The organism is Streptomyces sp. H27-H5, from assembly GCF_026627505.1.
Classification (GTDB): Bacteria; Actinomycetota; Actinomycetes; order Streptomycetales; family Streptomycetaceae; genus Streptomyces.
The window spans coordinates 1-21320 of record NZ_JAPNLK010000113.1 but is presented as its reverse complement, the minus strand read 5'-3'; the positions used below and the strand labels follow the sequence as shown (position 1 = coordinate 21320).

The window sequence follows — 21320 nt, the reverse complement described above, 5'->3', positions numbered from 1 at the left end:
GGACACGCTCAATCACAGCCGACCTGACCAAGCCCTACTAGTGCTGTGACCGGAAAGGTTCACCGTGTCACGGCGCCCGGCACGGCACCTCGCCGCGTTGTCGAACCGCCCGAGTACGTCCAGTACAGGCGGCAGTCCTCCGCCTTGCGATGCACCGCACCGGACGCCGCGACCCGGCAAACCTTTCCGGCCACAGCACTAGGGATCGACGAGCGCGATGGCAGCCGTGACACGCTTTCCGACGCCTTCCCGCTCGATGCGGAAGGCTTGGGCGGCGGCCATGACGATCTCCAGACCATGCTGACCGACACGGTAGGGGTCCGGTGGCAGAACCGACGGAAGCACCGGGTTGCCGTCCCACACGCTCACCTCGACACAGTCCTCGCGCAGCACCAGCGTCAGCAGACAGGGCCCCGGAGCGTACTTTCGGCTGTTCGTCACCAACTCGCTGACGACCAACTCGACCAGGTCCGCGGCGCGGTCGGAGACCGGGAGTCGGTGGACGGTCCGCAACTCGGCCAGGAAAGACCGGGCCTGGCCGCGGGGCCGTCCGATCGGCTCGGTGTCCTCGAAGGCCGCGGAGAGCGATATCGATCCGCCGGCGTTCGTGTGTTGGTCCGTACCTTCCGCCGCCCGCTCCATGTGGTCTGCCCTGCCTTCCCAGGGCCGCCCCGGGGCCCTGCGTCCCACACCCTACGGAACGGACCGAGGGACGCGGACATCTCCTCACCCCCGTGCGGCATCCTCGTCCCGCCATGCCCGGCCCTGCCAGCCCCTGTCCGCGTCCGTTCCGTGCCGGCTGCGCGGCAGCGCCACACCGCTCCTGGCCGAAGCCATCAGCGGCGTGGGGCGGCCCTGGACGGCCACCGACGTGTCGAGATCCGCCGCGGCTTCGGGGCCTGCGTGTCGGCCTGGTTGTCGTGGGTGCGAAGTGGCGCGGCACATGATCGGATCGGATCGCTGCGGTCGGGTCCGGTCGGGGTTCTTCCCGCAGGGTTGACATCGAAAGGAGGCCTCATGATCTCGGCCCTCAACCGGCTTGTCGATCTCGTCGAGGAGCAACTCGCTGCGGAGTTCGACGTCAGTCGATTGGCCGGCGAGTTCGGCACGACCGATTACCACCTGCGCCGGATGTTCTCGTCGTTGACCGGCATGCCGCTGTCGGAGTATGTGCGCCGGCGCCGCATGACCGTGGCCGCTGCCGACGTGGTCCGGGGCGAGGACGATCTGCTGAGCATCGCCGTCCGGTACGGATACGGCTCGACCGAGGCGTTCGGACGCGCGTTCCGCGCGGTCCACGGCGCCGGCCCCCGTGACGTGCGCCGCGACGGAGGCCCCCTGCGCACACAACCACGGCTCAGGATCCGCCTGACCGTCGAAGGGAGCATCCCCATGGACACCCGCCTCATCGATCGCCCCCCGTTCCGGCTGGTCGGACACGCAGCCCGCGTCCCGCTCATTCACCAGGGCATCAACCCGCACATCCAGCAGCACATCACGGCCCTGCCGCAAGAGGAGCATCTCCGGCTGAAGGCCCTCGGCGACACCGAACCGGCGGGCCTGCTGTCAGTCTCCGACGACGTCGACCCCGACGGCACGGAGGGGAGCGAACTGACCTACCTGCACGGAGTCGCCGTCTCCCAGGACACCCCGGCCCCCGACGACCTCGACGCCATCGAGTTGCCGGCCGGCAAGTGGGCGGTCTTCCGCACCGCCGGACCGCATCCACAGGCACTGCAGTCGACCTGGGCGGCGACCGCGACCGAGTGGTTCCCCTCCAATCCGTGGCGTCTGCGCCCGGGTCCCTCGATCGTCGCGGTCCTCGACCGCGCGGACGACTTCAGCACCGCGACCTGTGAACTGTGGCTCCCCGTCGAACCGGCATGACGGGCTTCGGCAGCGCGCGCCCGACCCCCACGCGTGAGGCCGTCGCGGCCGCGAACAAGGAGGGGACCAACACCGCGCAAGGAGCGGGGGATCCCGTGGTGCCCGACGGCTCCTCCCAGGTGCTCGCGATCGGCCTCGACGGGATGGTCTACCACCAGATCCGACGACCCGACGGCTCCTGGAGCGGCTTCCAGGCACCGCAGGGCGTCCCCACCGCCACGATGGGGGCCAGCGCCATCGGGATCACGGAGGCGCCCGATGGTTCCGCGCACATCGTGGCCGTCGGGCTCGACGGGCGCATCTGGCACAACATCAGGAAGCCGGACGGCTCCTGGACGCCGTTCCGACAGATCCCCGGCCCGAACGGCAGCGACCCCTTCCCCGCGGGGCAGGTCCGCATCACGACCCTGCCCGACAGCACCACGCACGAGACGGCCATCAGCGCCGGATAGACCGATGACCCCGGTCCGCCACACCCGCACGCACCCGATGCCTCTCGGCGCGCGGACCAGGCGACTGAACCAGAGGCGACAGCCGCCGTCCTGAACGCGGCTGTCGCCTCGATGGCGTGTCCCGCTCGCCCGTGGTCACCCCCGCGGCCTGGACCGGACGCCACGATGTGCGCGGTCTCCCGGACCTCGCCCTTCCGCGCGGGCCGTGTCCTGTGACGGCACTGTGACCGGGCGTGTGGCCCCGATCACTGCCGGCCCGACCGGTGCCTGATCTGCTGGGCCCATGCGCCCTGTTGCCCCTCTCACCCTGTCCGTCGTCCTCGCCGGCACCGTGCTGCTCTCCGGATGCGGAACACAGCACGGCCTCTCCGGCAGTGAGCGAACCTCGGGTTCGCCGTCGTGCAGCCCATCCCCGACCGCCGCCGGCACCACCGGGACCACCGGGACCGAGCGCGACGACGTGACCCTCCTCGGCCCGGGTTGCGCCTCCGTCTCGGCCAACGAGTTCCAGGTGGCCAACAACGGTACGGAAAAACTCACTTACACCATCCGCTTCGACCTCCTGAACGACTCCGGACACGTGATGAGCAACGTTCGACAGACCGTGGCGGCCGTGGGCCCGGGCCAGACCGTCAAGGCCACCGTCGAGCCGGATACGTCGGTACCCGGCGGCGGCGCGGTGTCGCGCATCAGGATCAGCCAGGTGCGGGCCGTTCCCGCGGGGGAGGCGCCCTCCACCGCAGGGGCGTGCCCGCCCTCGGGCATCCACCTCTCGGCCGACGAGGGCGACGCCGCGATGGGTCTACGTGTGGTGGGGCTGCGCCTGACCAACTGCGGGACCGGACCCTACCGCCTCAGCGGCCATCCCGGGCTACAGCTCCTCGACGAGAAGAGGACGCCGGTGACCGGCGTCCGCATCCTCCAGGGCACCGAGGAGATCTCCACCGGCCTCGAACCGGGCCCGGCGCCCCAGGCCATGACCCTGCAGCCGGGCGAATCCGCACACAGCTCACTGGCATGGCGCAACACCACTGGTTCCGGCGATGCGGTGAACGTGCCCTACGCCAGGGTGACCGCAAAGCCGGGAGCGCCGGCCGTGACCGTGACACCCGAACTCGACCTCGGAACCACGGGCCGACTCGGCGTCGGAGCGTGGCGCAAGACGACCTCCTAGGCCGCGGTGGTGGTCAGCCCCACCACACGTCCTGGCGCCTCAGGGACCGAGGTTCACCCGGTGGGGGTCGGGGCGGGCCGGTGGGGAGCCCCGGCCGGAGGCGGCTTGCGCATGCCGGCGTACGCGTACACGCAGCCGGCCAGGGCGAGATCCGACAGCAGCATGAAAGCGATCGAGTAGGAGTCCTGGACGCTGTACACGGCGCCCATGACCAGCGGCGGCACGAAGCCGCCCAGGCCGCCCACCGCGCCCACGATGCCGGTCACACTGCCCACCTGTGGTTGCGGCGTCACCCGGGACAGCAGGGTGAAGATGCTCCCTCCGGCCGTGCCCAGCCCGGCCGCGAGACACAGCAGACAGATCGTGCCCACCGGGTCCAGCGCCGGTTCGAAGGCCGGGACGATGGCGAACAGGGCGATGAACCCGAGGGCGGCCGAGGTGACCACCGCCGGGTTGAAGCGGTCGGCCAGCCAACCGCCCAAGGGACGCATGACCACGGTGATCAGGGCGAACCCGGCGGCCTTCGTGCCCGCGTCGGTCGGCGACAGCCCGTACCAGGTCTTCAGATAGGTCGGCAGGTACACCCCGAAGGCGACGATCCCGCCGAAGCCGATGGCGTAGAGAGCGGACAGTTCCCAGGTCACCCGGAGCCGGCCGCTCCGCGCGAGGCGGCCGGCGAGCGAGGCGGTCGGAACCGTCCGATCGGGCCGGTCCCGGATCAGCAGGGCGGCGAGCAGGACGTACACGGCCAGGGCGGATCCCACGACGAGGAAGGGCAGCGCTTCGTCGTGCCGGGCCATCCGCGGGGTGAAGTAGCCCGAGAGCGCCACACCTCCCATGCCCATGCCGAACACGCCGAGACCCAGACCCCGGCGTTCGGGCGGGAACCACGAGTTGACCAACGGCACTCCGATGGCGAACGTCGTGCCGCCCAGCCCGAGCAGGAAGGCGACGGCCAGCGTGGCCGCGTAGGAGTCGCGCGTCGGAATCAGCAGCAGAACGGGCACGATGGTGAGCGCGGAGACGAGGGGGAACATCAAGCGCGCACCGTACCGGTCGGTGAGCGCGCCCACCGGGACCCGGCCCACAGCGCCGGCGATCACCGGCACGGCGACGAGCAGGGACTGCTGAAGGGCGGTCAGACCCAGTCGGTCCCGGTAGTCGCTGCCGAGCGGGGCGATCAGGTCCCATGCCCAGAAGGTGAGCGTGAAGCCGACGGTGGCGACGACCAGGTTCAGGTAGGCGGTGGGTGACGTTCGGTCGGAGGCCGTCCGCTGGGCTGCTTGAACGGCGCCATGCTAGGCACCGTCCCCGCCTGCGGCCCGCAAGCTGCGCCGTCCAGAGCAAGGATTCCCCCGCTCCCGAGACCGGCGCCACCGACGGGCCGAAGGTTCCGGGGGCCTGCTGCCGCCGCCCTTGGCGCCCGTGCGAAGCGTCCCGTCCAGGTCGGCCTACGCCCTCCTCGGCGCGGGCGTGTCGAGCGTTGAGGCCGTGGCGCGGAAGACGTAGGCCGTCATCGAGGCGGCAACCGGCCCTGCGCCCAGACGGTTCGTCATCTCATTGATGATGGTGGCCCGGACGGCCGGCCCGTCTCCGCGCTCCTCGACGGCCGCGCGCACGGGTGTCCCGGTGAGAAATCCGGTGGCGACATCGGCGGCCGAGACGGCCCGGCCCTCCAACGTCAGCTCCTGCTCGTCCTCGACGGCGAACCCGGCGGCCGCCAGGTCTGCGGCCACGATGGCGGGGTCGCAGTAGCCGTGCGGGACAGTGGGGAGGAACCGCGGCGGGTCGGCCGGGAAGGCGCGTTCCAGCCCGGCCTGCATCGCGGCGCCGAAGGCGTGTGTGTCGAGCGGGCCCCAGGTGTTGAACAGGAATCGGCCCCCCGGGGCCAGTACCCGACGAGCCTCGGTGAAGGCCGCGACCCGGTCGGGGAAGAACATCACGCCGAACTGGCAGACCACCAGGTCGAAGGCTCCGTCCGGGAACGGCAGCCCCTGCGCGTCGGCCTGCCGCCACGTTGCGCCGGGGGCCTGAGCCGACCCGAAGGCGACCATGGCCTCGTTGAGGTCGGTGGCCGTCACCTCGCCCGACGGTGCCGCAGCGAGCAGGAGCGAGGTCAAGGCACCGGTACCCGCGGCCAGTTCGAGGATCCGCCGAGGGCGGAGCGCCGCGGCTCGGGTGGCCAGGTCCTCGGCGAAGGGCCGGAAGAGCACCGGCACCAGGTACTGCTCGTAGGCCGCCGGCATGGACTCGGACCACTGCCGGTCGGCATCGCTTCCCGTCACCTGCGCAACGGTAACGCCGCCTCCGGAAACCCCCGCTCCCGCCGCGCCGTCCCGCCGCGCGCCGTGCAGCCGCCCCACCGACACCGACCGCACGTTGCTCACCAGAGAAGTCGACCTGCAGAGGTTTCCCCGACCCCTTCCAGAGGGAACTCTATTTTTAGAAGGCTCTCTAAGTTTTGAGGAGGTGCGTGGGCGCATGCGGACAGCCGAAGGGGGGCTGCGTGAGCGGCACAAGGCGCGGAGACGCCTACGGATCCTCGACGCGACGCGCGAACTCCTGCGCGAGGACCCGGAATCGGTGATCAGTACCGAGCGAATCGCCGAACGGGCCGAGGTCTCGCCGGCCACCGTGTACAACCTGATCGGGCCGCGCGAGAAGATCTGGGAGGCGCTCGCCGACGGGTTCATGGACGAGCTGGAGGCCCGCCTGGCCGAGCCGGGGCAGCGTGACCCGCGGGAGGTCGTCAGGTCGACCGTCCAGCTCTTCGTGAGCGACCCGGTCGTGTCCCGCCGCATGGTGCGCGGGTGGGAGGGAAGTGGCCTCGTACTCGACCGCAGTCCGCACACCCAGCTCCTCCGGGCGATGGCGGACGCGCGGACACGGGGCCTCCTGCGCGCCGACATCGATACCGACGCGTTGGCCGCCGTGGTCAGCGCCTCGTGTGTGGGGGCGCTGCACCAGTGGGTCGCCGCCCTGATCGACGACGACCGGTTCCTCACCCGTTCCCTGTTCGCGCTGGACGTCGCGCTCGCCGCAGGGGCCTCCGACCCCCACCGCGACCAGCTGTTGGCGCCGCTGCGCACCCGGGATGCCCCATGACAGCGGGCGCCCGGCCCCGGTCACGGAACTTCATCGGCTGCGGCGGGGTCCGGCTCGCGGCGGACGTGTGGGGCCAGACGTCCGATCCCCCTCTCGTCCTGCTGCACGGCGGCGGTCAGACCCGGCACGCCTGGCATCGGACCGGCCCTCGGCTGGCCGCGCTGGGGTGGTGCGTCGTCGCCCCGGACCTGCGGGGGCACGGCACCAGCGCGTGGTCTCCCGATGGTGACTACGACCTCGGCCTGTTCGTCGGGGACGTCCGGGCGATCGCCGTCGAGCTCGGCGGCCGACCGGTGCTCGTCGGCGCCTCGCTGGGTGGCCTGAGTTCCCTGCTGGCCGCCGGGGAGGCGCCGCGGGCAGCGGTCCGCGCCCTGGTCCTCGTCGACGTCGCCCATCGGCCGGATCCACGAGGATTCCGCCGGATCGTCACGTTCATGCGCCGCGATCCGGACGGATTCGCCGACGAGGGCGAAGCGGCCGCAGCGGCAGCCGCCCACCTGCCGCACCGTCCACCTCCGCCCGACCCCGGGGGGATACGAGCCAACCTGCGGCGCCATGGGGACCGTTGGGTCTGGCACTGGGACCCCCGCATGCTGGACAGCTTTGAGGGCCGGATGGACCCGCCCGGCATGGCGGAGCGTCTCCTTGACGCCGCACGCCACGCCGACGCGCCGATCCTGCTCGTCCGCGGCGGGAGCAGCGACGTGGTGCGCGAAGAAGTCGCCCAGCAGTTCTGCGACGAGGTTCCCAAGGCGCGGCGCGTCGACGTCGCCGGCGCCGGGCACATGGTGGTCGGCGATCGCAACGAGCACTTCCTCGACGCGATCGTCCCGTTCCTGGAAGACATCGCATGACCGAGCGGGGGGAGACGGACGGTGGGGACGAGCGGGAACGACCGGCAGACGTACGTTCCGGGCGAGGACGAGGTACTGGAGGCTGTCGAGTCGATGGGACGCCCCTCGACCGCGGAGGAAGTCGCCGCGCGGGTCGATGAGAGGACCGGACGCGGCGGCGCGGCGCCCCCGGCCTCGGCGGAGGCGGTACTCGGCCTGCTGCGCGAGCTGGAGAAGACCACGCGGGTCAAGAGCTACACGCCGGAGCAGTGGCGGACCCTGGGCATCGTCGTGCACGGCGCCGCGCCGTACACGCGCCTGTGGTGGTCGGAGGAGAAGTGGTGGGCGAGGGCCGTCCCCGGCGGGAGGGGGTACCAGCAGAAGAGGCGCGACCAGGAGCCGCGTGGGACAGCGGACGAGGAGAGTCCGGTCACGACGAGTTTGCAGCGGATCGCGGAGGAGCAACGCAGGCGGTACCGGACCCGGAACCGCTTCGAAGGCCCGGGCGGCATCTGACAGAGGCGTCCACGCGCGTTTCCAGAGCCAGGCAAGCCCCGCGGGGTGAGAGGGGCATGTCGTCAGGCCCGGACAGGGCGCGGATTCACCCGATCCGGCGTACGGGCGAGTGAAGCAGGGGGCGCTTGGCACCCCCTCGGGGACGCGGTGATCACCCCCACTCCCAAGGGATTCGAGACATGCGAGGGCGGCGCGGCAGCCCTGGACGCCGGCACGCCGGACAGAAACCCTGCGCACGCGTCTGGTTACTGTTTGTGGTCATGGAGGTCGTGGCGGTACATCGAGGTGGCAGGCCGGCCCCGACATGGGCCTGGGCGGTCATCGCTCTTGCCCTGGCCGCGCTCGTACACCTCCTCGTCTGCGCGCACGGCCCCGTGGCGCCGGGCCCGGGTCGTACCGACGCGCTCCCCGCGGCGTCGGCAGACTGCGGGTAGGGCCTGCGAGAAGCCTTTGACGTCTTTGACGTCAGTCGGGTGGATGCTGCGGCCGTCGACCGACCTGCGGTGGCGCACGCGCGCCCGGCTGGGAACGAGGCCGACCCGTGTGTCGACGCGGACCAGCCAACGCTCCAGTCGCCCCGAGACGTGGCAGCTCCGGCGAAGAGCTCCCTGCCCCGACCCTGTGGGTCGGGGAGCCCTTCACCGCTGCCGGGCGGGGGTTCTGGGCCAAGCTCGAAGGCTGCAACCCCGGCGGGATCAAGGACCGCACCGCCCTGTACGTGGTCCAAGCCGCCCGCGAACGCGGTGAACTCCGTCCCGGCGCACGGATCGTCGAGTCCAGCTCCGGAACCCTCGGCCTCGGCCTGGCACTCGCCGCAGTGACCTTCGGCCACCCCGTCACCGTGGTCACCGACCCCGGTACGGAGCCGCTGATGACGGGCCTGCTCACCGCCTACGGGGCCGACGTCGAGCTCGTCGACGCCCCGCACCCCGTCGGCGGCCGGCAGCAGGCACGCCGGCAGCGGGTCGAGGAACTCCTCGCCGCGCACCCGGGCTCCTGGTGACCCGACCAGTACAACAACCCGGACGTCGCCTACGACTTGTTCGACGAGGTCCACTGGGTCTCCGCCGCCGAAGCGGTCTGGTCGGCCCGAGCACTCGCACGCAACCGCTACGCCAGCGGCGGCTGGAGCGTCGGTGCGGTCGGCCTCACAGCGCGGTGGCTGGCCAAGACCATGCCCCCGGAATCGAAGATCGTCGCCGTCTTCCCCGACGGACCCCAGCGCTACGTCGGCACCGTCTTCGACGACGCCTACTGCGTCGCGCACGACCTACTGGACCACCGGCCCGCCGACGAGCCCGACGAAGTCACCTACCAGGGCGAGAAGACGATCACCCGCTGGACCCGGTGCACCACCGTCCTCGACCCACTCGGCGCCACCCGCTGCAACGAGCAGGCCGGAACGTCCCGATGAAGACGCTGTGGCACCAGACCGCCTCCTCCACACCTGCGGTCCGCCTGTTGATGGCCAACCAGTTCGCCATCAACCTCGCCTTCTACATGCTCATGCCCTACCTGGCCGCCCACCTCGCGGGCAGCCTCGGACTGGCCGCCTGGGCCGTCGGCCTGGTGCTCGGCGTACGCAACCTCTCCCAGCAGGGCATGTTCCTCATCGGCGGCACCCTCGCCGACCGCTACGGCTACAAGGCCCCGATCATGGCCGGCTGCCTGCTCCGCACCCTGGGGTTCGGACTGCTCGGCCGGGTCGACACCCTGCCGGCGCTCATCGTGGCCTCCGCCGCAACCGGGTTCGCCGGCGCCCTCTTCAACCCCGCCGTGCGGGCCTACCTCGCCGCCGAGGCGGGGGAGCGGCGCGTGGACGCCTTCGCCACCTTCAACGTCTACTACCAGGCCGGCATGCTCCTCGGCCCGCTCGTCGGACTCGCCCTCCTGGCCGCGGACTTCCGCGCCGTATGCGCGGCCGCGGCTCTCATCTTCGCCGCGCTGACCCTGCTGCAGTGGCGTGCACTGCCCGCCCGCAGCGGCAACGCCGCCCCGGGCGGACCCTCGGAAGGCGTACTGGCGCAGTGGCGGACGGTCGCGGCCAACCGGCCGTTCCTGCTCTTCTCGATCGCGATGATCGGCTCCTACGTCCTGACCTTCCAGGTGTACCTCGCCCTGCCGCTGGCCGCCGGAGACGCCCTCGGTGACGTCGCCGGAACCCGTGCCACCAGCGGCCTGTTCGTCGTATCGGCGGCTGTCGCCGTGGCCGGGCAGCTCCGGCTGACGGGCTGGGCGAAGCGACACTGGAGGCCCTGGTGCGGGGGTTGGCCGCCATGGGCCTGGCCTTCCTCCCGTTGGTGTTCACTCCGTCCGGAGCCCCGTATCTGTCGCTGGTCTCCTTGACGGTGGCCGTGGTGCTTCTCGCCGTGGGCGGCGCCATCGTCTACCCGTTCGAGAGGGACACCGTCGTGGCCCTGTCCGGAGACCGCCTGGTCGCCACCCACTAACGGGCTCTACAACACGGTCTCCGGCCTGGGCATCACCCTCGGCAACCTGGTCACCGGCGCGCTGTGGGACTTCGCCGTCCGCCAACAAGCCCTGCGGATCACCTGGCTCGCACTCACCGCCACGGGGCTCGTCTGTGCGACCGCCGTCGCTGCCCTGAGTCGGACCGGACGTCTCACGCCGCCGGCACAGGTGCTCTCCTCAGCCTGGGGACCAGACGCCGAGACGTCCCCGCCGCCTCCACATGGAGGCGGCGGGGACCTCGTTGGACAAGGCACGCGGCCCTGCCGCGCCCGGCCCGCCGCATCGCGGAGACCCTCGACGAGCATCCACCGTAAACCGGGTAAACGCCGCAGGACGGTTCTGCCCACCCTGCATCTCCCGTCGGACGGCACTCCATGTTCGGGCCCGCGTCGGGGAAGATGGCGGGGTCAGCCGTAGTCGAGCCGTGGGGAGTGTGCGCGTCGATGACGCCGTCCGGTCTTGAGTCCAAGCCTCCGACGATCGCCGATGTGGCGCGCGTCGCCGGGGTGTCGCGTACGACGGTGTCGCACGCGCTCAACGGACTCGGGAAGGTCGATCCGCGAACCCGGGAGCGGATCAAGCAGGTCGCCGCCGAGCTGGGCTACCGGCCGAACCTGCGCGCGCAGCGGTTGCGGCGCGGCCAGGCCAAGGCCATCGCGCTGGCCTCCTCGATGCCCTTCGCCGTCGCCGGTGGGACCTCGCGGCTCGGGTTCTACATGGAGATCGCCGCCGCGGCGGCCGAGAGCGCGCTCCTGCACGACTACGCGCTCGTGCTGGTGCCGCCCGTGCGGTCCGGATCGGGGCTGCACTCCGTCGACATCGACGGCGCCATCGTCGTCGAGCCGGACGTCGACGATCCCGCGGTGGCGCAGCTGAAGGAGCGCGGATTGCCGTACGTGGCGCTCGGCCGGCCCGTGTCGGCGAGCGAGGAGGTTCCGTACGTCGACCTGCGCGGCGGGCTGGTGACCGAGATGCTGCTCGCGCACCTGCGGGAGCAGGGGGCTCGGCGGCCGGCGCTGCTCATAGGGTCCGGCGAACGGCACTCCTCCGTCGACGCCCGCGAGGCGTACGGGCGGATGGCCGAGCGGTACGGGTGGCCGCCGGTCGTGGCGACCGCCTCGGAAGAGGGTGGGGAGCAGGCCGGCTACGAGCGGTGTGCGGCGCTGCTGGAGGAGCATCCCGGGATCGACGCGGTATGTGCGCTGGTGGACGTGTTCGCCGTGGGTGCGGTCCGGGATCAGCCAGAGCAGCGCGAGGCCGCCGGGGGTGGCGGCGAGTCGGGCGGCGGTGATCCAGCCGGCGCCCCGCAGGTCGAGGGAGCCCCGCTCCCGCCAGGCGACGTACAGGTTCAGCGGGATCATCGCCGCCAGGACGAACACCGGAAGCAGGCCAGGGTCGAGGATCCCGGCGACCGGCGCCACGATCAGGGCGAAGCCGAGGCCGCTGCTGCCCTGGACGAAGGCGGCCACGGCGACCGTGACGGCGAGGACGGCGAGCGTGTCCGAGCTCATCGCGCGGTGCTTCGTTCGCGGGCGGTGGTGGAGGTGGGGTGGGCCCGGGTGATGGGGGCTCGTTCCACCGCGGCGCGGGCGAGGCCGGCGGCCCGCCGGACGAGCGCCGGGCCGTCCCAGCCGGTGGGCCGGCCCCGCCACAGGCGCAGCCGGCCCGCGACGAACACGGCGCTGATCTGATCGCGGTTGCCGCGGCGCACGAGCTCCCACGGGAGGTCCCAGGACAGCGCCAGTTCGGGATTGGTGACGTCGACCAGGAGGAAGTCGGCGGCCAGGCCCGCGGCGATGGTGCCGGTACGGGCGCCGAGGCCCACCGCGTCGGCGCCGCCCCGGGTGGCGTGCTCCAGCCAGGTCCAGCCGGCGCCGCAGGAGGAGTCTCCGGTGGCGAGGCCGTACGCGAGGCGCTGGGCGAACTCGGCCGCCTCGGTGAGCCGGAAGCCGTCGCCGCGCGTACCGTCGGTGCCCAGGCCGAAGCGGATGCCGCGCTCCGCCATGGTGGCGGCCGGGGCGACGGCGTTGCCCTTCCAGGCACTGGCCACGGGGTTGTAGCTGACGGCGGTGCCGGTGTCGGCGAGCAGGGTCAGCTCGCGGGGGGTGAGCAAGGTGGCATGGGCGGCGAGCAGTTGGGGACCGAGGGCGCCGATGTCGTACAGGTGCTCCAAGGGGCGCAGGCCGTGCCGCACGAGGGAGCGTTCCACACCGGCCAGGTGCTCGTTGACATGGATCTGGACGATCGCCCCCGCTTCGGCGGCCAGGCACGCGGTGCGCCGGAGCGTGGCGGTGGTGGCGGCCTCGGGGATGGAGACCGCCAGGGACGCGTGGACGAGGGCGTCGCCCTCGTAGCGGGCCAGGTGTTGTTCCTCCCGCTGCGCGCCACCGGAGCCCGCGCCGCCGGGCTCCACGTCGTCACACACGATCCCGAGGACGCAGCGGATGCCGGCGTCGCGTGCGGCGCGGGCCACCACGTCGATGTCCACGCCGGTGCGGTTCCCGGCATCGGTCACGGTGGTGAAGCCGCCGCGCAGCGCTTCGAGCGCCGCCAACTTGGCCGCCGTGTACGCCGATTCCTCGTCCAGCGCCCCTTCCAGCGGCACCCAGACCCGGCGGAAGATCTCCGACGGCTCCCCGTAGGCGAGGGCCGAGCCGAAGGTCTGGGTGAGGTGGTGGTGGGCGTCGACGAAACCGGGCATCAGCAGGTGACCGGGGAGGCGTATCGGGTCGAGACGGGGGTGGGTGAGCTGGACCTGCGCCGCGTCGCCGACGGCTGCGAAGGACCCGTCGGCGACGACGGCCGCCATGCCTTCGGCGGGGCCTTCGGGGAGCAGGACGGCGTCCGGCAGGAGGAGGAACGGGCCGGTCCCGTCGAGGAGTTCACGGAGGGGCTGATTCATCGGTTGCTGTTGTCGCTTTCCGTACGGGCGGCGGCCACGCGCGCGGCGATGCCGGGCCTGATGTGGTGGAAGAGGAGGTTGAGCACGACGGCCACGAACGCGCCGACGGCGACGCCGCTCTCCAACAGGATGCGGAGGTTCGGCGGGAAGCCCGCGTACACGCCGGGGATGAGGATGGGCAGCAGTCCGAACGCGAGGGCGACGGCGCACACGAAGGTGTGCGTGTGCTGTTCGAGGTCGCAGCGGCCGAGCATCTGCACACCGAGCACGGTGATGACGGCGAAGACGACCATGGCGGTGCCGCCGATGACGGCGGACGGGATGACGCTGATGGCGTGGGTGACGGGCGCGAGGAAGCCGATGAGGATGAGGACGACGCCGGCGGCCGCGGTGACGTAGCGGCTGCGTACGCCGGTGACCCGCACGATCCCGATGTTCTCGCCGCTCGTCACCATGAGAGGCAGGCCGAAGAACCCGCCGACGACGGAGGTCAGGGCGTCGCCGCGGATGGTCTTGGGGACCGCGGTGCGCCGGTCGATCTCCTTGCCGACGGCCTCGGCGTTGATGACGGTCTGGCCGGTGGCCTCCGCCATGGAGGCGAGGCTGTAGAGCATGAGGGGCAGCGCGGCGACGAGGTCGAACCGCGGTGAGCCGAAGGGCAGGAGCTGCGGCACGGTGAAGAGGCCACCGCCCGCGCCCTTGAAGTCGACGGCGCCGAGCGCGGCGGCGAGCGCGGTGCCGGCGAGCAGGCCCAGCATGACGGCGAGCTGGCGCAGGATGCCCGTGGACAGCAGGTAGAAGACCACGGTGAAGCCGATGGTGGCCATGCCGAGCCCCAGGTTCACGGGGTCGGCGAAGCCGGGTTCACCGGGGCGGCCGGTGACGAGGACGGCGCCGACCTTCACCAGGTTGACGCCGACGATGACGATCATCGTGCCGATGACGAGGGCGGGGAAGAAGGCCAACAGCCGCGAGAAGACGGGCAGGACGACGAAGGAGAAGACGGCGGTGAGGACGACCGCACCCGTGGCGGTGGGCAGGCCGTGCCGTTCGGCGATGGCGAGGAAGAGGATGAGCGGCGCTCCGCCCGGGAGCATCACGAAGGGGAGGCGGGGACCGAACTTCCAGGGGCCGAGCGACTGGACCAGGGACCCGATGCCGGAGAGCACGAAGGCGGCGGAGAGCAGGTCGACGGTCAGCGCCGGGCCGAGGCGGAGGGTGGCGCTCATCAGGAAGATCGCCGAGATGGGCGTGGCGGCCATGACGAGGACGTGCTGCACGCCGAAGAGGAGGATCCGACCGAGTGGCCGGGACTCGTCGACGGGGTGGACGACGCGGTCGGCGTCGCCGGCCTGCTGTCGCGTACGGGGAACGGTGGGGCGGGGACTTGACACGTTCGAGCTCCGATCGGCGTTCGACACGCTTGGGTTCAGCCGCGATCCAGCCCTGGACGGAGAGCCAAATCGATTTGGCCAAATCGATTTGGCCGCCAGTATGTGAGGCCCCCGAACCCCCGTCAAGACCCCTGACACGCAAGCTCCCCAACACCCCACGACCGGAATCGACCACGGCCGCCGGCCACCGCGGCACTGCGAAGGCAACGCCCTGACACGCCCTCAAGGCATCGATCGACGAGGTGGTGCGCTGGTCGAGGGCCTGCGGACGCGGTGGTGCCGAATGGTTTCAGTGGGCTCGTGGTTCGGCGTGGCCGCGCTCTTGGTCGCAGGCGATGTCGGCGTCGAAGCTGCTCAGCCGGGCTTCTTGTACGACGACGAGGCGCAGCGTGTTCACGAGACCGCGAGACACCTGGGCGTGGTCGAGAACCGAACGGGGTCCAGCCGCGTCACAGCCCGAACGCGCCGCCTTCCACGAGGATGAGCAGCCCGATGGCGATGAGGACCAGGGGCAGCAGGACGTGGCCCCAGCGGGCAAGGGCCTTGGCGATGACGGGGCGGGTGGCGAAGAACCGTCCGGTGAAGCACCACACCGCCACCAGGACGAGGAACACCGCCGCGTAGACGGTCATGCCGCCGACGCCGGCGGTGGCGAAGACGGGCACGTAGACGCCGATGTTGTCGCCGCCGTTGGCGAAGGTCACCGCGGCGACCTCCAGCGGGCCGGGGCCGCCCTCCTTCGACTGATCCTCCTCATCGTCTGCACCGCCGTCGCGGTGGACCTTCCACGCCTGCCAGGCGGCCTTCAGGCCGAGCGCGAGGGGCAGCAGACCCAGGTAGGGGATCGCCGACTCGGGCAGGAAGGTGGCGCCGAAGGCGGCGGCCACGGCCACGGCGAGGATCGCGGCGAAGCCCAGGTACTGGCCGAGCACGATGCGCCGGGTGGAGCCCGGGTGGCCTGCCCCCTGGCCGAAGAACAGCGCCAAGACCACAATGTCGTCGATGTTGGTGACGGCGAACAGCCCGGCGGCCTGCCCGATGATGCCCAGGTCCACGAGCGGGTGCCTCTCCTTTGGGGCGGGTGACCCGGGCGACGCTACCGGGAGCCCGCCCCGCACCTCTCGCCGGCCTCAACCTCCGTGCTGTTGTCTCTCGTGATCCGTGTGCGGCCGGCCGCGTAAGGTCGGCACGGGCCGCGGGCGCCATGGTCCTGGTGGTGACCTGTCGGAGGAACACGTGGAAGAGACTGAGCTTCAGCGGCGGCCGCATGCCTATGAGCGAGGACCAGGTACGGGCATGGACGGTCTGCGCGAGCGTGGATTCGTCCGCTACGGCGCCGAGCAACTCGGGATCACCCCGGCCGGCTCCGCCGCGAGGGACCTGGCCAGGATCCGGGAGGTCTGCGCGGATCTGCCACCCGATCCGTACGCTCCGGGGACGAATCGGTTCCGCCGGTACTCCCACGCCGTGTACCTGCCGTGGGAGGGCGAACTGTCCTGGATTCCCGGAACCCCCGATCCCGTACACGGTTTGGTCACCGACTTCTCCCAGGGCGAGGACGTCCCCGAGCACCCGCGGAAGCGGCGTGTGCTCCCCGAGATTCCCGAGGCATTGCGCAGCAACGCTCTGCTGCAGAGACTCCTGCGCTGGGACATCGAACAGGTCCTGTTCCTGAAGAATCTGGGGAGACGGCCGCTGTGGGCGGGCGTCCACCTGATCAAGCTCGGCGTCGACCATCCCGGCCAGGACGCGGTTTCTTCCCCGAACTGCCTGCACCAGGACGGAGGCTCGTCCAGCACGTTCACCTTCGCCCACCTGATCAGCCGTACCAACATCAGCGGCGGGCAGAACGTCATCGCCACACCGGACAGCGCGGGCCTCCAGCCAGACGACCCGTGGGCGGACCTCCATGCCCGCTTCACCCTCACCGACCCACTGGATGGGTACGCCGTCCACGACCACAGAGTCAGCCACTACGTCGGCCCGGTCGGCGCCGGCACCGCGCCAGGACCGGGCGAGCGATCCATCATCATCGTGGGCATCGCCCCGTACGTCCCCCAGCTGTGAACGCGAACACCGGAGCCGATCCCCGACGCGCCACACGGGGCACGACCACGTGGCCGTGCCACTCGGCGAGCTGAGCCCCGTCTGACGCCCGAGTCGCGCTCCATGGAGTTACCTCGTACACAGGTTGAACAATTCCTCGCACACAGGTTGAACTTCGAGCGGGAGGGCACCCGTATGCGGCGGGCCTGAATCGGATGATCGGAACACGGTGCGCGGGGCTTCGCCTCGTCGAGTCCATGACAGGTTCGCCCAAGTTCCGTGAACGCTCGACTGCCAAGGGGTGTGGCTGTGTCCGACAGAAACGTGGCGACGCTGGCTCTGTACTACCGCGACGAGGCACCCGTGCTCGTGGCGATGGGCGGGACCTCGATTCCGGCCCGGCTCAACGTCGTCGATCCCTCGGGGCGGATCGTGGCCGTGTACGAAGTCGGTGCGCCCAGCGAATCCGGCACCACGTCCCCCGACACGGAAGGCGCTTTCGGTGCCGACGACGTGATCGAGGTGTCCGGGGGCGCCGACATCGAGTTCATCGCGCTGGAGCGTGATACCGACGGAGGCTACTTCGTCAGGGCCGCGGTCGGCGGTCGCGAGCAACTGTTCGCGGCCACGGTGAACACCGCCACCGGAAAGGTTCTCTACGACGCCGGCGGAACACCGGCGGTCCGGGCCACCCCGGCGAGCGGGGTGGTCACCATCCTGTGAAGCCGTGGCCGCACGAGCCCCTCCGGCCGGATACGGGGTCACTCGCCGGTGAGTCACCGGTCGGTGATGGTGCCGGTCGGAGGGATGTGTCGGGCCGGGCGGCGGTTCGGGGCGTTGGAAATGGATCGGACCGCTGCCCCGCCCGGCCGGCGGTCGATGCCCCCGACCCGGCAGGGAACCAAGCTGCATCGTTCCGTCATCGGGCGGCACCCCGCCGGCACGTTGTTCGTGGCGATTCGGGGGTAGCGGCCTCGACATGGACTTTCGTACCACTGTTGAGCGTGCTCAACGCCTCAAGCAACTGCACGCAGAGCACAAGCCACTCGTGCTTCCGACCGTCTGGGACGTCTGGTCCGCGCGGACGGCAGCCGACGCCGGGTTCCCCGCGCTGACGGTCGGCAGCCATCCGCTCGCCGAATCCCGGGGAGCCGACGACCACGAGGGGCAGACCTTCGAAGAGGTACTCGCCGCAGTCAGGCCGATCATCGCGGCGGTCGACGTTCCCGTGTCCGTGGACCTGGAGGCCGGGTACAGACAGGAGCCCGCGGATCTCGTCGCCGGACTCATCGAGGCCGGCGGCGCCGGCCTCAACCTCGAGGACACCGTCCACTCGGAGGGCGGACGCGTGCGCGACACGCGGGAGCACGCGAGCTACATCGCCGGCCTCCGCGCGGCGGCCGACGACGCGGGGGTCCCGCTCTGGGTCAACGGGCGCACCGACCTCTTCCTGTACGCGGAGGATGCCTCCGGCGTCCTCGACGAGGCGATCGAGCGCCTGCGGGCCATGGAGCAGGCAGGCGCCGACAGCGTCTACCCGGTAGGCATCCAGGACAACGACGACCTCCTCGTGGCGGTGACCGGCGCCGTCGCCGTTCCCGTGAACTCCACCGCCCATCCGGTCAAGCACGATCTTGACCGCTTTCGGCGCCTGGGCGTCGGCCGGATCACCTACGGCCCGCTGCTCCAGTTCGCGATGACGGATGCGATGAAGGACATGCTCGGGCCGTGGGGCGCGCTGAAGAGTTGATCGAGCGACGGGTGCGCCCTTGGAGAAGAGCGCACCCGAGCTCCCATGGCGGCCACTCGGTGGCTTGGCCTGCGCGGGTGGTGAGCCGGCAGACGCAGGGCATGCCCAGGGAGAAGGGCGACTCCTCTGCCGCGGTGGGATGCTCTGCCGGTGCTCTCCGCACCCGACTGCATCCTTTGGCCTACTGAGTTCTCGGCCCTGTGGAGGACGATCTTGCGGCACCGCCGCGAGAGGGTTGATCCGTGCGAACAACCATCGGATACACCCTCGAAAGCGTTGGCTACGTCGTAGGAGCCCAGGGGCTCGTCAGCTTCGCCTCGCAGACCTTCTTCGGCACGGAGTGGGGCTGGATGCACAAGGTCGTCGACCTTCCGTCCACCGCCTACCTCGGCATCGTCGCCGTGGGGCTGGCGTTCATCGCCGTCGGGGTGAAGACGCGGAAGACGCCCCAGCGACAGGAGGTCGCCTGACCAGCGGACTTCAGTGCGGCCGGTCCGCCGGCCGGTCCGCCGGCCGAGCCTCCGGCTTCGCCGACGGTCGCTGCACCTTCTCGGGCCCTGGTACGGCGGGTGGCTGCCGGCCAGGTAGTTTGCTCGAATGAGTCTCCTTGATGATGTGGCAGAGCGCGACGGCTGGCAGTGCTGGGTGTGTGACGAACCGGTCGACCCCGACGAGTCTGTGAACGACCCGCGGGGGCCGAGTGTCGACAGTCGTACCGCCGACCGAAAGGCCAAGGTCGCCGAGCGGCTCGCGCACCGCGGGTGCAACACCCGCAAGGGCGCGGTCAAGGTGGTCATCGCCTGGCCTGAGCGCCTGTACGTGATCGAACCCGCACCGCTGATCGCCGTTGCCGACAGGCTGGAGCGCAAAGGTGGCCGCGAGATCGTGGGCCGGTGTCCGACCAAGAAGGACGCGCAAGAGGCGGCGGACTGGCTGGTGGACCGGTTCTCCCGACTGGTACCGGGGATGCCGGTGACCGCCGCCATCGAGGCGGGCGGCGGCCAGTTCCTCGTCATCCTGTCCGCCGGCCGCCGCTGACCGGAGAACCAGCCGCGCACACTTGCGTCGAGACGGTGGCCAACCAACTGGCCGTCCCGTGCTCCAAGACCTTGCCAATCAGCCGGCGAGCTTGGCGAAGTGGCGCGCGGCACAGCACCTCCCCATGCCATGCCGGGCGTGGGGAGGTTCAGGGGAGAGCGGCTGAATCGTTGCCTGGACGGTGGCCTTCAGCGGGGGACCGCGAGTGCGATCGAAGGTGCGAACCCCCAAACCCGCCGACTGTGCTCAGGTCGGCCCCTACCGGTAAGACGAACGATGACGTGCCGCGGCGGCGGGCTCAGAGACTGGTGGCCGCGTGGACCCGGTTGAGGTGGATGAGGATGTCGTAGGCCCTGGTGATGGCGAGGGTGGGGAGCGGGTCGTTCTTGAAGGACGAGCCGGCCTCGTAGGTGGGGCGGGGGGTGTTCAGCCAGGTGCGGGCCGCGGCGGGCAGGGCGCGCAGGTCGAGGTAGTAGTCGCGGTGGTGCACCCGGTCCAGGGTGTACTCCTGCATGTCGGGGGTGGCCGCGGGGACCGTGACCGTGTTCCAGGGACTGCCGAGGGTGGTCGCCGTGAGGAACGAGCCGCGGCCGAAGGTGAAGCCGATGGCGGCGTAGTCCCGGCCGAGGGCCTCGCGGAGGAAGGCGCCCTGGGTCTTGGGGTACATCACCGGGTCGGTGGCCAGGTAGCCCACGTGGCCGTTGTGCGCCGAGAGCAGCATCTTGTCGCCGGTACGGCGGTGCCACCAGGCGGTGTTGTCGGCCATGACCCGGTCGCGGAGGTGCTCCGCGGCGGACACCGACGCCGGGTCGGACAGGTCGAGCGAGGTGAACGCGAAGGTCTGGGCGATGCTGCGGGCGTGCTGTTCGGCCCAGTCGTAGGCGTCGCCGCCGGCCCCCTTGTGCGCGGTGACCAGGTCGAACGCCTGCTGGGCGGTGGCGGCGTCCCGGCGGCGTTCGGCGACGGGCTTGCGGAGGTGGACGAAGACGTCGTCGAGGGGGCGCAGGCCCGCGTACAGCTCCGTGAGGTGTGCGACGTTCTGGGGGCTGCTCGTACGGACGTACGCGAGCACCCGGTCGAAGACGGCGTCGCCGAGTTTGGGCGCTCCGACGTCGTTGCCCATGAAGTGGACCCTACGGCCGGGGTGACGGTCGTTGTGGCGCCGCATCCAGGCGATGAGGCTGACGAACTCCTCGCGTTCCCAGGGCGATCCGGTCAGCGTCTCCTGGGCGATCCGCCGGGCGTCGCCGGGGCCGCCTTGGAGGTACTCGTCGATCCGCAGGCCCGCCGTCCAGCTCATCTCCAGGGCGAAGGTGGTGAAGCCCTTCTCCTCGACGAGGTGGGCGGTCATGCTGAACTCCTCGGCTCGTTCTTGTCCCCCTGGGTGCTGAAACGATCATGGCCTGGGGTGGGAGCGGGCCGCGCTGGAGGCTTCCTCCGGATTCGATCGGGGGATATCCCCCTGTTTCCGTGCGCTCAGGCGGGGCCGGCTCATCCACGAAGACAGCGGCGGGCGCCCAGCGGCGAGACTGTGGGGTGGAGCCGCAGCGAGCTCCGGTGGGGGAGGGCTGTTGGTCGTGTCCGGGTGTTCCTGGACCGGCTCAGCATCCACTGGCACCAGGCGACTTAGTGGTCTGCGTCGTAAATCCTTCGGGGGTTGACGTCGGGCTTGGCGTGCGCTTGCCCGTGTCAGGTGTCGAGACCGGTGAGGTGGAGGTGGCAGGCGGTGTCGAGTGCGTCCTCGGGGGTGC

Annotated in this window: 18 protein-coding genes and 3 pseudogenes; 14 read left to right on the top strand and 7 right to left on the bottom strand. The window is 71.1% G+C overall.

Annotated elements, in window-relative coordinates:
* Nucleotides 1-198 precede the first annotated feature (198 nt).
* Entirely contained in the window at nucleotides 199-642 is a 444-nt protein-coding gene (locus OTB19_RS36085; RefSeq protein WP_267802971.1) for an ATP-binding protein, read from the bottom strand.
* 375 nt (nucleotides 643-1017) lie between these two features.
* Here OTB19_RS36085 and OTB19_RS36080 point away from each other — a divergent pair, with 375 nt between their 5' ends.
* The 3 genes from OTB19_RS36080 to OTB19_RS36070 all read left to right on the top strand — a co-directional run bounded on the left by OTB19_RS36080 (nucleotide 1018) and on the right by OTB19_RS36070 (nucleotide 3513).
* Nucleotides 1018-1887 (top strand): AraC family transcriptional regulator, encoded by an 870-nt coding sequence (locus tag OTB19_RS36080; RefSeq protein WP_267802970.1) that lies wholly within the window; start codon nucleotides 1018-1020, stop codon nucleotides 1885-1887.
* A complete protein-coding gene (locus OTB19_RS36075; RefSeq protein WP_267802968.1) occupies nucleotides 1884-2339 on the top strand; it encodes a hypothetical protein in 456 nt (151 codons plus the stop codon). Before OTB19_RS36080 ends, OTB19_RS36075 begins: the two co-directional genes overlap by 4 nt.
* 283 nt (nucleotides 2340-2622) lie before the next feature.
* The gene (locus OTB19_RS36070) at nucleotides 2623-3513 is read left to right on the top strand and encodes a DUF4232 domain-containing protein (protein ID WP_267802967.1); all 891 of its coding nucleotides are present in this window, start codon (nucleotides 2623-2625) and stop codon (nucleotides 3511-3513) included.
* A 53-nt stretch (nucleotides 3514-3566) separates the two neighbouring features.
* On the opposite strand, the gene OTB19_RS36065 is transcribed toward OTB19_RS36070, so the two are convergent.
* Nucleotides 3567-4751 carry an MFS transporter gene (locus OTB19_RS36065; RefSeq protein WP_267802973.1) on the bottom strand — a complete coding sequence of 395 codons (1185 nt, stop codon included), beginning with the start codon at nucleotides 4749-4751 and terminating at the stop codon, nucleotides 3567-3569.
* A gap of 213 nt (nucleotides 4752-4964) precedes the next feature.
* Nucleotides 4965-5759: a class I SAM-dependent methyltransferase gene (locus OTB19_RS36060; RefSeq protein WP_267802972.1), complete on the bottom strand. Its 795-nt coding sequence runs from the start codon at nucleotides 5757-5759 to the stop codon at nucleotides 4965-4967.
* Between the two features lie 235 nt (nucleotides 5760-5994).
* On the opposite strand from OTB19_RS36060, the gene OTB19_RS36055 reads away from it, so the two are divergent.
* From OTB19_RS36055 to OTB19_RS36030, 6 genes and pseudogenes are all read left to right on the top strand, one after another.
* A complete protein-coding gene (locus OTB19_RS36055; protein WP_267802966.1) occupies nucleotides 5995-6618 on the top strand; it encodes a TetR/AcrR family transcriptional regulator in 624 nt (207 codons plus the stop codon).
* A complete protein-coding gene (locus OTB19_RS36050) occupies nucleotides 6615-7472 on the top strand; it encodes an alpha/beta fold hydrolase (RefSeq protein ID WP_267802965.1) in 858 nt (285 codons plus the stop codon). Before OTB19_RS36055 ends, OTB19_RS36050 begins: the two co-directional genes overlap by 4 nt.
* A 21-nt stretch (nucleotides 7473-7493) precedes the next feature.
* Nucleotides 7494-7967, top strand: coding sequence for a hypothetical protein (locus OTB19_RS36045; protein ID WP_267802963.1), 474 nt, complete (start codon nucleotides 7494-7496; stop codon nucleotides 7965-7967).
* 541 nt (nucleotides 7968-8508) lie between these two features.
* A pseudogene (locus OTB19_RS36040) lies at nucleotides 8509-9381 on the top strand (pyridoxal-phosphate dependent enzyme).
* Nucleotides 9378-10601 (top strand): annotated as a pseudogene (locus OTB19_RS36035) (MFS transporter); the annotation flags it as partial. The pseudogenes OTB19_RS36040 and OTB19_RS36035, both read left to right, overlap by 4 nt.
* Nucleotides 10602-10882: 281 nt before the next feature.
* Nucleotides 10883-11674 (top strand): annotated as a pseudogene (locus tag OTB19_RS36030) (LacI family DNA-binding transcriptional regulator); the annotation flags it as partial.
* A 272-nt stretch (nucleotides 11675-11946) separates the two neighbouring features.
* On the opposite strand, the gene OTB19_RS36025 reads toward OTB19_RS36030, so the two are convergent.
* The 3 genes from OTB19_RS36025 to OTB19_RS36015 all read right to left on the bottom strand — a co-directional run bounded on the left by OTB19_RS36025 (nucleotide 11947) and on the right by OTB19_RS36015 (nucleotide 15790).
* Nucleotides 11947-13341 (bottom strand): amidohydrolase family protein, encoded by a 1395-nt coding sequence (locus OTB19_RS36025; protein WP_267802962.1) that lies wholly within the window; start codon nucleotides 13339-13341, stop codon nucleotides 11947-11949.
* A complete protein-coding gene (locus tag OTB19_RS36020) occupies nucleotides 13338-14735 on the bottom strand; it encodes a uracil-xanthine permease family protein (protein ID WP_267802960.1) in 1398 nt (465 codons plus the stop codon). The genes OTB19_RS36025 and OTB19_RS36020 overlap by 4 nt, the downstream gene beginning before the upstream one ends.
* Nucleotides 14736-15184: 449 nt before the next feature.
* Entirely contained in the window at nucleotides 15185-15790 is a 606-nt protein-coding gene (locus OTB19_RS36015) for a cadmium resistance transporter (protein ID WP_267802959.1), read from the bottom strand.
* 241 nt (nucleotides 15791-16031) lie between these two features.
* Between OTB19_RS36015 and OTB19_RS36010 the strand changes: the two genes are divergently transcribed.
* The 5 genes from OTB19_RS36010 to OTB19_RS35990 all read left to right on the top strand — a co-directional run bounded on the left by OTB19_RS36010 (nucleotide 16032) and on the right by OTB19_RS35990 (nucleotide 19569).
* Complete coding sequence (locus tag OTB19_RS36010; protein WP_267802958.1) at nucleotides 16032-16802, top strand: 2OG-Fe dioxygenase family protein; 771 nt, start codon at nucleotides 16032-16034, stop codon at nucleotides 16800-16802.
* Nucleotides 16803-17090: 288 nt separating this feature from the next.
* The gene (locus OTB19_RS36005) at nucleotides 17091-17504 is read left to right on the top strand and encodes a hypothetical protein (protein ID WP_267802957.1); all 414 of its coding nucleotides are present in this window, start codon (nucleotides 17091-17093) and stop codon (nucleotides 17502-17504) included.
* A 256-nt stretch (nucleotides 17505-17760) separates the two neighbouring features.
* Nucleotides 17761-18531, top strand: a complete 771-nt coding sequence (locus OTB19_RS36000) for an isocitrate lyase/PEP mutase family protein (RefSeq protein ID WP_267802956.1) — start codon at nucleotides 17761-17763, stop codon at nucleotides 18529-18531.
* 242 nt (nucleotides 18532-18773) lie between these two features.
* Nucleotides 18774-19001 (top strand): hypothetical protein, encoded by a 228-nt coding sequence (locus tag OTB19_RS35995; RefSeq protein ID WP_267802955.1) that lies wholly within the window; start codon nucleotides 18774-18776, stop codon nucleotides 18999-19001.
* Between the two features lie 127 nt (nucleotides 19002-19128).
* A complete protein-coding gene (locus tag OTB19_RS35990) occupies nucleotides 19129-19569 on the top strand; it encodes a hypothetical protein (RefSeq protein ID WP_267802954.1) in 441 nt (146 codons plus the stop codon).
* 298 nt (nucleotides 19570-19867) lie between these two features.
* Here the strand turns inward: OTB19_RS35990 and OTB19_RS35985 are convergent, their stop codons facing one another.
* Nucleotides 19868-20920: an erythromycin esterase family protein gene (locus tag OTB19_RS35985; RefSeq protein ID WP_267802953.1), complete on the bottom strand. Its 1053-nt coding sequence runs from the start codon at nucleotides 20918-20920 to the stop codon at nucleotides 19868-19870.
* Between the last annotated feature and the right edge of the window lie 400 nt (nucleotides 20921-21320).

Coding starts and splice junctions, on each gene's coding strand:
- OTB19_RS36085 (WP_267802971.1), bottom strand. CDS start 642: ATGGAGCGGGCGGCGGAAGGTACGGACCAACACACGAACGCCGGCGGA.
- OTB19_RS36080 (WP_267802970.1), top strand. CDS start 1,018: ATGATCTCGGCCCTCAACCGGCTTGTCGATCTCGTCGAGGAGCAACTC.
- OTB19_RS36075 (WP_267802968.1), top strand. CDS start 1,884: ATGACGGGCTTCGGCAGCGCGCGCCCGACCCCCACGCGTGAGGCCGTC.
- OTB19_RS36070 (WP_267802967.1), top strand. CDS start 2,623: ATGCGCCCTGTTGCCCCTCTCACCCTGTCCGTCGTCCTCGCCGGCACC.
- OTB19_RS36060 (WP_267802972.1), bottom strand. CDS start 5,759: ATGCCGGCGGCCTACGAGCAGTACCTGGTGCCGGTGCTCTTCCGGCCC.
- OTB19_RS36055 (WP_267802966.1), top strand. CDS start 5,995: ATGCGGACAGCCGAAGGGGGGCTGCGTGAGCGGCACAAGGCGCGGAGA.
- OTB19_RS36050 (WP_267802965.1), top strand. CDS start 6,615: ATGACAGCGGGCGCCCGGCCCCGGTCACGGAACTTCATCGGCTGCGGC.
- OTB19_RS36025 (WP_267802962.1), bottom strand. CDS start 13,341: ATGAATCAGCCCCTCCGTGAACTCCTCGACGGGACCGGCCCGTTCCTC.
- OTB19_RS36010 (WP_267802958.1), top strand. CDS start 16,032: ATGGACGGTCTGCGCGAGCGTGGATTCGTCCGCTACGGCGCCGAGCAA.
- OTB19_RS36000 (WP_267802956.1), top strand. CDS start 17,761: ATGGACTTTCGTACCACTGTTGAGCGTGCTCAACGCCTCAAGCAACTG.
- OTB19_RS35990 (WP_267802954.1), top strand. CDS start 19,129: ATGAGTCTCCTTGATGATGTGGCAGAGCGCGACGGCTGGCAGTGCTGG.
- OTB19_RS35985 (WP_267802953.1), bottom strand. CDS start 20,920: ATGACCGCCCACCTCGTCGAGGAGAAGGGCTTCACCACCTTCGCCCTG.